The organism is Romboutsia lituseburensis DSM 797, from assembly GCF_900103615.1.
Taxonomy (GTDB): Bacteria; Bacillota; Clostridia; order Peptostreptococcales; family Peptostreptococcaceae; genus Romboutsia_F; species Romboutsia_F lituseburensis.
Window position 1 is genome coordinate 34920 of the sequence record NZ_FNGW01000001.1, and the last position, 13487, is coordinate 48406.

The following is a 13487-nucleotide window of genomic DNA, read 5'->3' on the forward strand; positions in this document are numbered from 1 at the left end:
ATATTTCACCAAAATTAATTTTATATAATTAACATATGTTTTTCAATATTTTTTATTTTGTAGAAGTATATTTAGCTTTAATAATTAAAAATATCCTATAACAATTTATACTGTTATAGGATATTTTGTACTATCTTTTATACCAACTCGAAATAATTTTTATACTTTCTTTAGATGGGTAAAAGTTTTTATCTTTACCTTTTTGTCCAACAGCAAACACCGAAAATCCATTTATAAAATCTTTATCCTCAAATACTATTTTATAAGCTTCAAAACATCTTGCTTGCTCTTTATTGTTTACTGTATCTGATACTAAACTATCCCAAGGATGAGTTGCTGCATAGCTTCTTCTTGGAAATCCTAACTCACCAAAAAATATAGGTTTATTGTATTTTTCATAGAAATTGTAAATTTCTTTTACTATATTTTGTTGTCTATTATAAATTCTAGTTGAATTTAAACAATCTACAAGTTCATCAACAGTATTTTCGCTCTTTTCACTTAATTCAAAATATGCTCCAATAGATATAAAATCCACTTTAGAGAATAGTTTATTATTTAGTTTATTATTATATCTATTTATACTTTCTTTATCCCATTTAGCAGTATACCACCATGCAGTTTTGTAGGTAACTAATCCGTTAAATTTTGATTTAACAAAAGCTATTATTTCACACCACTCTTCTTCATAAGCTTCTAGTTTACTCATGTTTGAAGACACTACCATAATATCAGTTTTGTAAGGATTTGCAACATCATCTATTAAGCAATTTAAAATATTTTTCCAATCTGAAAAAAACTTAGCTTTATCTAAAGGATTATATTCAGTTTCATAATCACTTCCATTATTTATCCAAGGATAAGGTTCTAATATTATTTTTATTTTTTTCTTTTTCAGCTCTTTTATTAACTTTATAGCTTTTTCTTTACTATATTCATTCATTGTCATATCATTTGAAGTTAAATTTGGTATATTTATAACCACAGGAATATTAACTGTATTTACATTTAATTTTTTTATATCAATTAAAACTTGTTTAATTTCATAATCTGTTGATAAATTAGCAGATTTTATCTTTTCTTGAGAATATTCTTCATTTAAATTAATTTTAATTATAGCAAATATTCCTAAAAGCAGTACTATTATCATAATTAATATTTTCTTACTCATTAGTACTCCTTTCTTTAATTTATTTTCTATATTTTATTATTAAAAATACTATAGATATTATTAGTGTTATAAATAGGAACACTGCTACTAAAATAAATATTTTTGCTTGACTACTTAAAACTTTGTGTGTGTTTATCTCTTCATTAGTTTCTATACTACTTTCTTTATAACTTAAATCTTTTATATGTCCATTTCTATCTATAATAACTGTATCTCCTTTAAGCTCCTTTGTAAGACTTATATCACTTAAGTACGTTCTCCCTAAGCTTAAATCTTTTGGCACTGTAGAAGATATAACCATAGTAGCCTTAGTCTTTTCGTATGGCGACTCTATTAATTGTATTGATGCAATTTCTGATGCATATTTTCCTACAAATTTTATATTATTATCAGATTTAAATCCACTATAATCATTATTAAATTTAAGATTTAAATTTTTATTTATATCTTTTATTAATTGATTATTTTTAGGTGTTCCAATTATAATTAAGTTACTTTTTTTATCTTCACTTTTTATTTCACTGCTCTTTAAAACCTTAAAATCTCCATTATTAAGCTTAACATCTCTGCCTAAATAGCCTATTATATTTGCTACATTTGTTAAATCTTCTGAACTTGAACTATCCGGTATTACAACTTTTAAGTCATTAAGCTTATCATTATTTACAAAAGGATTTGGATAATTTTTAAAACTTAAATTTTTATTATCTACATATGAAAAATCTATAAAAGAGTCATTTGATATATATGCCCAAGGGTTATCTGTTTCTCTAGTTACACATGCTAAATCTAAAAGCTCTAAATTAAATACAACCTTGATTTGATAATAGTTATAGTTAAAAACTTCTTTAGGAAGCTCTAACTCAATAGTATCATTGTTACTTTTTTCTTTAGATAATTTCTTACTACCTATTGGAATTTCATTTATATAAACAGTTGCTAAACTTCTTTCAAAATCTAAATTTTGTGCATATCTAATATTAAATTTAATTTTTGAACCATTTGTTACTACCTTATTTTTTGGTACATTTACATCTATTATTGTTTCTTGAGAAAAAGGTCCTTTTTCAATTATATTATCATATCCTAGATCTTTTAAATAAACTCTATTAGAACTTATTTTTTTATTTAAATCATCTACATCTGTATTCTCATTAATTGTCATACTATCAGTATTTAAATTTTTAAGTAATTCATCACTACTAATTATCCTACTTGCCTTTTCTAATAATTCCTCTTTATTGGCTATTATAATTATCATTTTCTTATCTTTGTTAAATATTGAATTAGTCTGCTTTATTATACAGTTTTCTTTTAACTTATTTTTTTCATCATCTGTTAATAAGTTTAATATGTCTTTTGAAGTGTTATTTTCTTTTCCTATATAAATTATATTATCATCTTTATTTTTAAAATCTAAGTATAAGTTAAAGTCAAATTTAAATGATTCATTTTTAAAATTTCCACCTATATCTGAGCTTAAAATCATACCTGATGTAAGTTCTTTAGATGAATAATTATCTGGTATTAATATTGTAGTATTTAGCCTTGATCCATTATCTGAATTCATATATAGATTATTATATTCACTTATTTGATTTGATACTTCTTTGTAATTATAATTAACACTGATATTTGACTCTTCATGTATTACTAACCAATTCGCTGTGTTTGCATCATCTCTACATACCATATCAGATATTGTTTTATAAGCTTTAATTTTTACTTCATTGAATCCTTCTTTAATTAAATCTTTAGGAATTTCAATAACTGTTTCTTTTTTATATTCCTTTTTACCATCCAGCCTTTGAGAATGAATAGGTGTATCATTTATAAATACTGTTATGGTTGAGTAATCTACATCTAGCAATTCACTTTTAGTAAATACTAAATTTAATTTTGCATTTTCAACATTCCAGTTCTTTGATATGTTAAAAAACTTTCCTGTTGTGCTTATAACTCCACTCATTTTTATATCATTATCAAAACTATAATTTTTGACATTTTTTGTATCTGCAAAAGAAGTCATACTACTTGTAATTGTTATTAGTATTGATAGTATTATAGTTATTAATCTCATATTATCTTCTCCCTAAAATCGTTCTGTTTTATACCATTTCGCTTCTCTTTTATGTATTGCATCTGAAAAATATCCAAACATACCTTTTAATGCTACAATTAGCCACATTTGAGAGTATGTAAAATACATAAGTCCAACAAGTAATATATTCTGTAAATCACCTTCTCCTTTTTCCATACTTAATGTAATGCTTACTTGTAGTATGAATAAAATATAAGATAATATCCAGATAACTAAAAAATTAAATGGTATATTTATTTCAACTAGATTAAATATACTTAAAACAAAGATTATATCTGATATTACTACCGATGTTAAAAACAAAAAATATACTGAGAAAAAATATAAAATATCAAATAAAACTCTGTTTTGTTTTCCTTTAAATATATTTGTTATATATTTTACTAGTACATATATATTTCCTTTAACCCATCTTGTCCTTTGTTTTATCCAAACATTTATTGTTTCAGGCTCTTGTTCCCAAGTAACTGATTGTGGAACATACTTTATTTTCTGCCCCATTTTATAAATTCTAAAACTTATCTCTGTATCTTCTGCAATGGCTTTTGTATCCCATCCTCCTAGACTTTCAATTGTTGTTCTTCTAAGTACAAAATTAGTTCCAGGTATTGTACAAAGGCCTAAGAGTTGTCTTCTTCCAGCTTGGGCAATCCATTGAAAACTAAGCGTTTCTATGTTTATAAATTTAGTTAATATATTTTTATACTTATTTCTAGTTCTAAATTTTCCTATTACTGCTCCTAAACTATCATCTCTTACGATTGTTTGTATAAGATATCTTAAAGCTGTTTTTTCTGGAGTATTGTCTGCATCATATATTGCAATAAATTCTCCTTTAGCTACTTGATATCCAATATTTAAAGCATTAGATTTTCCTTTTCCTCCAGTTATATTATCTGTATTTATTATTGTAAAATTATATTTTGGATATCTAATTTTAATATTTTGTAAGATGTCTTTTGAATCATCTGAGGAATTATCATTTATAACTATAAGCTCCATTTTATCTTTAGGATAGTCAAGTAACAAAAGAGACTCTACAGTTTTACCTATAACTTTCCCTTCATTATGTGCCGGTACTAATATAGACACAAATGGGTAAGATTCTAACTTTTCATCTTTAAAATTTAAATTTTTTAAATAATATACATATCCACTTATAGCTAAGATTATATTTATAAGCAATATAGCCCATATTGAAACTAGAGAAAATAGGAAAAAGTAATCTACTATTTTTAAATTTTCCATTTCTATCTCCTTTTAAATTTATTACTGTTAATTTTTCTAAACACTATAAAAATTATTAAAAATATTACTAATACAAAAGATACAAATCCTATTATTATATCATTTATATTTTTTATTGTATTTTCAAAATTTGATTTTTTGTTATTTTTAAAAATAGACTTTGACTTATCATAATTTAAATCTATATTTCCATTTTTAGACTTTATACTTATATCTTCTATTTTCACATAATTACTATCAGATCTTAAGTCTATAAATTCTATATTATTATCTTTTATATATTGTATTATTTCATTTAAATTATTAATTTTTATATTAGGCAAAATTGATAAACCTGCACTGTATCCTCTAACTACAGATAATTTATTTAAATTTTCTTTTATCCTTTCTGCAGAAAGTTCATCTTCATTATTTAAAACACCTAAATTTTCAGGTAAAAAAATGTTAAATAAATCACTTTTGTTTATCTTATAAGGAAAGGAACTTGTAAAATAATTATCATTATTATTTTGAAAATATCCTATAGATGTAGAAAAATATTTTTTTACTTCTGTATATCCTTTATTATCTATTGCACCACTAGGTGCTTCAAATGCTAACGGGTATATATTATGTTCTATACATATTCTTAATCCACTTAAGACTCTATCTTTTATATATGATTTAATATCATCAGTTATTGGTCTATCATTTTTAACATCCCAAAATTCATATTCGATATTCTGTTTTTCATATTTAAAATTTGAATATCCATTTAATACTACCACTCCACCTTGTTCCTGCATTTTCTGTAATACATTTATAAATTCCAAATTTAAATCCATAGTCTTTATATTTTTATTTTTACTCTCTGTATAAGTTGGAGTTAATGAGATCAAAAATGGAACTGACTGCGAATATAAATAATCACTTATTTCACTTAGCTTTTTTATGTCTGTATTTGGATTAACATTATTTATTTTTATAAAAATTTTATTATTTTTATTATTTTTAACTTCAAAAAAATCATTTAAAGAATCTTCAAATATAAAGTTTTCTCCTAAATTCCATTGTGATATATAGTACAAATTTTTTTCTTTTATTATATAAGGATATTCATTGTAACCATCCCCCATAGTTGAAAGTATTTCAGTATCTTTAGATGTACTTAATATATTAAATTCATTTTTAGATTTTAATAACGTCTTTTTATTTTTATAAAACACAGCATTTATATTTTTACTTTTTCCTTTATATGACATAGAGTACTTTTTATTTGGTTCTAATATATTTTCTATTTTATTTCCTATCCAATATATATTTTTATTATAAATAGATATATCATATAAAAAATCTTTACTTAATATATCATTTTTTATATTTATAACAAAAACAGAATCAAAATTATTTATATATCCTTTTTTATAATCTTCTATGTTTATTTTTTCAACATCTTCATTAAATACATATAAAAGTTCATTTAAATAATTTACTTTATTTTCATTACTTGAAAAAGTTTTTTCATTTTCATATACTATTAAGGATTTTTTATTTATATCTGCATATGTAAAGGAAGATACATTGAAAATAAATACTGCTATTATAATTATACTTGCATAAATTTTCTTATACATCATATTGTAGTTCCTCTTCTGTAAGAGATTTAAATTCCATAGATGTATTTATTTCTTCTTTATACTGAAGTATAGCTATTTTTGTATCTATATTCACATATTTTTTTTCTTCATTTAACTTTAAATTTAAATTGTCTATTCCTGATTTTATCCTATCTTTTACAACTTGAGCTCCCGTAATATCTGTTGTTGGCATTATTATTGCCAATGTATCATTTTCTATAGTATATCTTTCATCTTCACTTCTAGTAGATTTTATAATAACATCACTTATTTCTTTAATTAACTTATTAGTTCTATTTTCTCCAACTATTTTTTTAATTTCTTTATAATATGGAAACTTTATTAACATTAATGTACATGGAGTTTTATGACGTCTAGATTTACTAATCTCTCTATCCAAATGCATATAAAATAATTTTATATTTCCAAGTCCTGTTTGCTCATCTATGGTTACTAAATCTTTATAGCTTTCTCTTAAATTCATATTTGTTTCTTGAAGTTTAACTATATAACTTTGTAATTTACCCGCGGTAAAAGTTACAATAGGTATAGATATCATCCATATATAAGATATAGTGTCAATATCTACATTCTGGATTAAATTGTTATAAAATATATAGCTTCCATATGCAAATATAGCTATTGAGCTTAATATAAGACCTACTATTAGTCCCCCAGTATAAGTTACTATAACAGTAAAGAAAGTTATACATAACATTATAAAGTCTAAAATATTTCTAGATCCACTTATATGTATCATAAAAATTATTACTATTATAAATAGCTCTAACATTAGTCCTAACACATAGGCATCTATTTTTCTTGAGTTTTTATCCATTCATTTCACCTCTACTATTATATCAATTTTAATTCTTAAGTAATGAAGAACGCTTAAAACATAACATATTTGTCGTTTTTTGTCAAAAAATACGAATGCTATTTAATTTTAGATTATTTGTTAGCATTATATTGTGAATATTTATATTTACTTATTCTAATTAATACCATTATACATATATATTTAAAAATAAATTATTAAAATTATATTAATTAATTTGTTTTTATATAATGTAGCTACTATATTATTCAGTTACTATTATAATAGTTATTATAGATTATTTTTTATATTCTAATTTTTTAGGGGGTTAGCTACTATGAGGCATATGTATTTAGCTGTAATTCAAATGAAGACTACTGAGGACAAACTTACTAACTTAAAAACTGCTACTAAATTTATAAATAAAGCATGTGAACAAAAAGTTGATATGGTCATTCTTCCAGAAATGTTTAATTGTCCTTACAATACATCTAATTTTCCAATTTATGCTGAACTTGAAAATGGTGATACATACAAATACCTTTCTGATCTTGCTAAAAAACATAAAGTATATATAGTTGGAGGATCTATTCCTGAAAAAGACTTTAATGGCAATATATATAATACCTCTTATGTATTTGATAGAAAAGGTAAACAAATAGCAAAACATAGGAAAGTTCATTTGTTTAATATACAAATTGAAGGTGGTCAATACTTTAAAGAATCCGATACTCTAAATGCAGGAAATAATGTTACTACATTTAATACTGAATTTGCTACATTCGGTCTTGCTATTTGCTATGATTTTAGATTCCCAGAACTTTCTCGTATGATGGTTAATAATGGTGCTAAAGCTATAATAATTCCAGCATCGTTTAATCTAACTACAGGACCTGCTCATTGGGAAATTTTATTTAAGTCAAGAGCTATAGATAATCAAGTGTATACTATAGGGTGTTCTAGTAGTCGTGATTGCTCCGCTTCATATATTTCCTATGGTAACTCTATAGCTGTATCACCTTGGGGAGAAATTATAAATAGAATGGATGAAAAAGAAGGATATTTCATATGTAAATTAGATTTTTCTTATGTTGATAAAATAAGAAATGAACTTCCTCTTCTTAGTCACAGAAGGCTAGATTTATATAACCAAAATACTTAAATTTAAACAGTTAATATGTAACATTTTCGTAACCTAAAGTAACAAGTACGTAACTACTATATCGTTATTTTCTATGATAATATTTAAGTATAGAAATAATAAATAAAATGCAATTATAAATATACATATTATCTAAGAAAAGTGAGGTTATGACTATGAAAAAGACAGCTTTAATATTATCAATACTAATCGGAGGATTAGCTTTTATAACACCTCTAGAAAAAGTAATATTTGCACAAGAAAAAAATACTAAAAAAGTAGAACAATCAATGAACTTAACACAAGATGATGCTAAAAAACTTTTAATAGACTTTAATAATAAAGTAGATTACATATACCAAGGAACTCATAACGATTTTAAATACTTACAAGAAAAAGGATTAAAAGGATTTGTATTTTTACCTGATGTTGAAACAGATATAGGATATTTTGTTGATGAAAATACATCTCATATATATGCATTCCATCCAAGCGGATACTTAGAATTAGAAAAATAACATCGAAATACAGATGCCTATGAATAATTATTAATTATTCATAGGCATTTTTATATTTGTTCAATATAATATATCTTTTTATAAAACTTATATAATAAAATTAATCAATGCTATTATATTTTTTGATATATATGCTTTTTCATTAGCTGCGTATATAATATATTTTTTTGATTCACTCCATTTAATTTCATTATCTATATCCTTATTATTTATTTTTTCTAGTTCATCTATAATATTTATTAACTCATATTTTTTATCTTCCATTATATCTTTAGAGTTTAATATATTAGCTCTAGCATTATTAAATATATCTATTGCTATTTTCTTGTTATGATTTTCTAATAGTTCCTGTTTATGTTGAATTATCTTATCCTTTAAATCTACTAAGTCGTTTTTATTATATGACCAAACCTTATTATTATCTGTAGAAATTGTATTAATTGTATCTTTATACTTATCAATTAACTCTTCTAACGCTATAACTATTTCTAAATAGTTATTTTCTATTAATACATCTTCACATCTTTTAATATCTTTATTTAAATCTAGTATTTGATTATTCAATTTATTACCTCTTTCTTTATTAATTGTTAATATATTTTACTATATATTATTAATTTACAAAATAAATTATTTAAATAATAAAAAACTATAGTCTTATAAGACTATAGTTTTTTATTATTCATTAAGTTCACCTATATACTTAACTAATTCATCTACCGCTAACTGCTCATCTTCACCTTCTGCTTGAATTATTATAGTTTCTCCTTTACACACGCCTAAACTAAATAATCCTAGTATGCTCTTTGCACTTACTTGAGCACTTCCTTTTATTATTGTTATATTTGATTTATATTTTGAAGCTTTTCTTATAAGCATAGTAGCAGGTCTAGCGTGTAATCCAGATTCATTAACTATTGTTACTTCTTTTTTAACCATACTCAACCTCTCCTTAAAACTATTATAATTATACAATATCTGAAAACGTTTTTATAGTCAATGAATTTATTATGAATTTATGTTTTTTCTATTTCATATTAAAATAATTTTTTCTCCATTGCTTACAATTTCAATAGATTCACCTTCAATTAAGCTATATATAAGTTGATCTTCTGTTAATATTATACCTATGATTCTTCCTTTAAATCTTAGTTTAAGTTCTATTTTTTTATACTTTCTAGGTAAATTAGGCTTAAAATTAAGAACCCCATCAATTTCTCTCATACCTAAAAATCCGAATACTATACATTGCCAACTTCCAGCCATAGATGCTATATGAACTCCATTTTTAACATTGTTATGTAGGTCATATAAATCAGTTTTAACTGTATTTTCAAAAAAATTAACACTCATTTCTTCATATCCTAGTTCATTAGCTATTATTCCATGAATACATTCTGATAATGATGAGTCATGAGTTGTTACATTTTCATAGTAATCAAAATTAGCTTTTTTCTCTTCATCTGTAAAATATTCCGGTATAAGCATCATAGATAAAACGAGATCCGCTTGTTTTATTACTTGATGTTTATATATTATCATTGGATGATAATTTAATAGTAGAGGATATTTTTCTTTAGGCGTATTTTCAAAATCCCACATTTTTTGATTTAAAAAACTATCATCTTGTCCTATTAAGTTTTTTTCTTTATCATAATGTATATAAATTTTTTCATAAATGTCATTAAACAAAATTAATTCTTCATTAGTTATTTTAAATTTTTTCATTATCTCATTATATAATTGTATATTTTCTATTTTCAGATTACCTATAAAATCCATTAAAAATTTAATTTGGTACCTAATCATCATATTTGTATAGGTATTATTATTTACTAATGCGCTATATTCATCAGGTCCTGTAACTCCATTTATACAATAACCTCTTCCATCTATATAATCTGAATAATCAGCATAAAATCTAGAAGTCTCTACTAACATTTCTAAGCCTTTATTAATCATAAAATCTAAATCATCAGTAACTTCATAGTATTTCTTTAAAGAATACATTATATCTGCATTTATATGTATTTGAGCTGTTCCTGCTGGATAATATGCAGAAGACTCTTCTCCATTTATAGTTCTCCAAGGGAATAATGCTCCTTTAAATGATAATTCTTCAGCTCTTTTTTTAGCTTTATGTAATATAGAATATCTATATGATAATAGTTTTTTAGCTATATCTGGATTAGTATATATAAAATGAGGTATCACATAAGTTTCTGTATCCCAAAAATAATGTCCTTCATATCCGTCTCCTGTAAGTCCTTTTGCTGCTATGTTGGTTTTACCATTTTTACCTACTGATTGGATAAGATGAAATATATTGAATCTTATCGCAGCTTGTATCTCTTTATTTCCTTCTAATATTATATCTGATATATTCCAAAATTCTTCATAATATTTTTCTTGTAAACTTTTATAGTATCTAAAATCTTTAGATGTTAATTCTTTAAATAAATCTAGCTTTTCTTCAACTTCTATTTTAGATTTTTTTTCAAAATAATAAAAACAATATTTAGTAACCGTACTCTCTATATTCTGTTTTAAATCTATGCAAAACTCTTCAAATATATTTTTTCCTTCTACTTTAATATTTTTAACCTTGATATTATCAGATTTATTAATAACAGAAGTTATAAGTTGTAAATTTGAATTATAGGTTTTAGATTTAGTAACTATACAATCATCCTTTTTAAAAAAATCATAATTTTTAAGGCTATACTTTAATTGTCCAGATACCCTTGGATCATTTTCATCTAATGATTTAACTTTATCCTCTTTTATTCCTGATATTATTTTAATTTTCCCACTAAAGTTTAAAGGTTTTATTGATAAATTTATTATCATTAAATTTTCGTAATCCATAGAAACAAATCTTTCAAAACTAATTTCTAATATCTTATTTTTATTAGTCTTCCATGTTAAATTTCTAGTTATAATTCCATTTTTTAAGTTTAATTCCCTAAAGTGATTTTCAAGTTTTGAATATTCGATGTTTAATTCTTCATCATCAATAAATAATTTTATATTTTTTGTGTTTGGAACTAGCAGTTGAGTTTGTCTTTCTTTTGCATATCCATATGCAGATTCTCCATATATTATATCCTCTGTATCATAAAATCCATTTATAAAAGTTCCTTCTATTTCATTAGAATATCCTTCTTCTATTGTTCCTCTGATTCCAAAGTACCCATTCGCTTGTGCAAATACAGTCTCACTTTCATTCATATATTCTAAATTGCTTAGATCTTGTTTTATAGTCCAGTTACTTATATCTAACTTTTTCATTTTTAATCTCCCTTTATTTTATTTATCTTAAATCAACTAATGCTATATTTAATATTTATATTATAAAAGGGATATATCTTTAAAAAGACTACCCCTTTATTTTGTAATTTTAAATTTTACTTCATTTGAGCTTCTATATCTTTATTTGCTGTATCAGAAGCTTTTTTCATAGCATTTTCTAAATTTTCATTGCCTGATATAACAGCAGGCATCCAGTTTTTAAATTCTCTATCTACTATAGGTAATGTAGTTCCTTTTTGCCATACGGTTCCATATGATGCTGATTTTATATGAGGTACTAATATAGAATCTTCATTTACTTTAGTATCTTTAGATACTGATTCACGTGCTGGTAATGCTCCACTTATGCTTGTATTAGTTTTCATTCCTTCTTTACCTGTTGCATATTTTACAAATTCCCAAGCATTATCTTTATTTTTAGAATCTTTATTTATTGCATATCCAACTGTAAATAACATACTTGAATTTTTTCCTTTGTATGTTGGCATTTCTAAAGTTCCATACTTAACATTTGAGAAGTTCTCTCTTAGATGACCTACAACCCAGTTTCCTTCTATCATTATAGCTCCTGCTTCTGCTCCAAAAGCATCTCCATTCCATCCGTATCCTAATTCAGATGCTTGTTTAGTGGATCCATTTTTGTATAAAGATTCAACTATACTTAATACTTCCATAACTTTTGGATCATTTACATTTGATAAACCTTTATCATTTACAATTTCAACATCATTAGCTTCTATTAATGACATGAGTCTATCTAAGTTTGGATCTATCATTGCTGCTTTTTTGCCTTCTGGTAACTTAGATTGTAACTCTTTTAAAAATTCTGGCCATTTCTCAAATTCTTTTGGTATATCATCTTTTGTATATCCTGCTTCTTTTAATAGACTTTCATTATAGTATACTGATAAAGATGAATAGTCTTTAGGCATTGCATATGTTTCTTCTGATTTATCTTTGAAACCATCTACTAAATTAGGATATATATCTTTAACATCATACTCTTCATCAATATATTGATTTAAAGGTTCTAGTACTCCAGAATCCATCATTTCTGGAGATAAATTAACATCTAAATAGAAAACATCTGGTGCCGTCCCACCTATTAAATCTGTTTTTAGCTGTGTATTATAATCTGTATAGATTTTTTTATCTACTTTTATATTTGTTTTTTCTTCAAAATTTTTTACCATAGTATCGAATGCTTTTTGCTCAGCTTCATTACCATTCCATATACCAACGGTTACTTTTTCATTGCCTTCTGATGTGTTTTTTCCTCCGCTTGATGAGCTACAAGCTACCAAGCTAGTACTTATAATTCCTGCCATTACTATTGTCGCTAATTTCTTTAACCTCATACTAAAGTCCCCCTTAGAATATTTATTGTTGTTTACATTTATTATTATATCCGAAAACGTTTTCGGAGTCAATATTCTTCAGGAAATTATTTTCCTTTTTTGTTTTTTACTTTTATTACACCTATTTTTATAATTAAACTTAAAAATCATTTGATTTAGGTGCTTTTCAAGATATTTTCAAATTCCATATAGCTAATATCACCCT

General features: G+C 24.3%; 11 protein-coding genes. 2 read left to right on the forward strand and 9 right to left on the reverse strand.

The window, feature by feature from the left end:
- Positions 1 to 130: 130 nt before the first annotated feature.
- Genes BLP75_RS00170 through BLP75_RS00190 form a run of 5 tightly spaced genes read right to left on the reverse strand, consistent with a single transcriptional unit; the run spans position 131 to position 6974 of the window.
- A complete protein-coding gene (locus BLP75_RS00170; RefSeq protein ID WP_092721690.1) occupies positions 131 to 1171 on the reverse strand; it encodes a glycoside hydrolase family 113 in 1041 nt (346 codons plus the stop codon).
- A 19-nt stretch (positions 1172 to 1190) separates the two neighbouring features.
- Positions 1191 to 3251, reverse strand: a complete 2061-nt coding sequence (locus BLP75_RS00175; protein WP_092721692.1) for a cellulose biosynthesis cyclic di-GMP-binding regulatory protein BcsB — start codon at positions 3249 to 3251, stop codon at positions 1191 to 1193.
- 12 nt (positions 3252 to 3263) lie between these two features.
- Positions 3264 to 4520, reverse strand: coding sequence for a glycosyltransferase family 2 protein (locus BLP75_RS00180; protein WP_092721694.1), 1257 nt, complete (start codon positions 4518 to 4520; stop codon positions 3264 to 3266).
- Between the two features lie 2 nt (positions 4521 to 4522).
- Complete coding sequence (locus BLP75_RS00185) at positions 4523 to 6136, reverse strand: DUF2334 domain-containing protein (RefSeq protein ID WP_092721696.1); 1614 nt, start codon at positions 6134 to 6136, stop codon at positions 4523 to 4525.
- Positions 6126 to 6974 (reverse strand): GGDEF domain-containing protein, encoded by an 849-nt coding sequence (locus BLP75_RS00190; RefSeq protein WP_092721698.1) that lies wholly within the window; start codon positions 6972 to 6974, stop codon positions 6126 to 6128. The genes BLP75_RS00185 and BLP75_RS00190 overlap by 11 nt, the downstream gene beginning before the upstream one ends.
- A gap of 316 nt (positions 6975 to 7290) precedes the next feature.
- On the opposite strand from BLP75_RS00190, the gene BLP75_RS00195 reads away from it, so the two are divergent.
- Positions 7291 to 8115 carry a carbon-nitrogen hydrolase family protein gene (locus BLP75_RS00195; RefSeq protein ID WP_092721700.1) on the forward strand — a complete coding sequence of 275 codons (825 nt, stop codon included), beginning with the start codon at positions 7291 to 7293 and terminating at the stop codon, positions 8113 to 8115.
- A 155-nt stretch (positions 8116 to 8270) separates the two neighbouring features.
- The gene (locus BLP75_RS00200; protein ID WP_092721702.1) at positions 8271 to 8612 is read left to right on the forward strand and encodes a hypothetical protein; all 342 of its coding nucleotides are present in this window, start codon (positions 8271 to 8273) and stop codon (positions 8610 to 8612) included.
- Positions 8613 to 8699: 87 nt separating this feature from the next.
- Here the strand turns inward: BLP75_RS00200 and BLP75_RS00205 are convergent, their stop codons facing one another.
- From BLP75_RS00205 to BLP75_RS00220, 4 genes are all read right to left on the reverse strand, one after another.
- On the reverse strand, positions 8700 to 9176 hold the full coding sequence (locus BLP75_RS00205; protein WP_092721704.1) for a hypothetical protein: 477 nt from the start codon (positions 9174 to 9176) through the stop codon (positions 8700 to 8702).
- A gap of 114 nt (positions 9177 to 9290) precedes the next feature.
- Positions 9291 to 9551 carry an HPr family phosphocarrier protein gene (locus BLP75_RS00210; protein WP_092721706.1) on the reverse strand — a complete coding sequence of 87 codons (261 nt, stop codon included), beginning with the start codon at positions 9549 to 9551 and terminating at the stop codon, positions 9291 to 9293.
- Between the two features lie 93 nt (positions 9552 to 9644).
- On the reverse strand, positions 9645 to 11903 hold the full coding sequence (locus tag BLP75_RS00215) for a glycoside hydrolase family 65 protein (protein ID WP_092721708.1): 2259 nt from the start codon (positions 11901 to 11903) through the stop codon (positions 9645 to 9647).
- Between the two features lie 116 nt (positions 11904 to 12019).
- Entirely contained in the window at positions 12020 to 13282 is a 1263-nt protein-coding gene (locus tag BLP75_RS00220) for an extracellular solute-binding protein (protein ID WP_092721710.1), read from the reverse strand.
- Between the last annotated feature and the right edge of the window lie 205 nt (positions 13283 to 13487).

Excerpts from the sequence above, each read along its gene's own strand:
- BLP75_RS00185 (WP_092721696.1), bottom strand. The coding sequence starts at position 6,136 with ATGATGTATAAGAAAATTTATGCAAGTATAATTATAATAGCAGTATTT.
- BLP75_RS00170 (WP_092721690.1), bottom strand. The coding sequence starts at position 1,171 with ATGAGTAAGAAAATATTAATTATGATAATAGTACTGCTTTTAGGAATA.
- BLP75_RS00220 (WP_092721710.1), bottom strand. The coding sequence starts at position 13,282 with ATGAGGTTAAAGAAATTAGCGACAATAGTAATGGCAGGAATTATAAGT.
- BLP75_RS00175 (WP_092721692.1), bottom strand. The coding sequence starts at position 3,251 with ATGAGATTAATAACTATAATACTATCAATACTAATAACAATTACAAGT.
- BLP75_RS00215 (WP_092721708.1), bottom strand. The coding sequence starts at position 11,903 with ATGAAAAAGTTAGATATAAGTAACTGGACTATAAAACAAGATCTAAGC.
- BLP75_RS00180 (WP_092721694.1), bottom strand. The coding sequence starts at position 4,520 with ATGGAAAATTTAAAAATAGTAGATTACTTTTTCCTATTTTCTCTAGTT.
- BLP75_RS00195 (WP_092721700.1), top strand. The coding sequence starts at position 7,291 with ATGAGGCATATGTATTTAGCTGTAATTCAAATGAAGACTACTGAGGAC.
- BLP75_RS00190 (WP_092721698.1), bottom strand. The coding sequence starts at position 6,974 with ATGGATAAAAACTCAAGAAAAATAGATGCCTATGTGTTAGGACTAATG.
- BLP75_RS00210 (WP_092721706.1), bottom strand. The coding sequence starts at position 9,551 with ATGGTTAAAAAAGAAGTAACAATAGTTAATGAATCTGGATTACACGCT.
- BLP75_RS00200 (WP_092721702.1), top strand. The coding sequence starts at position 8,271 with ATGAAAAAGACAGCTTTAATATTATCAATACTAATCGGAGGATTAGCT.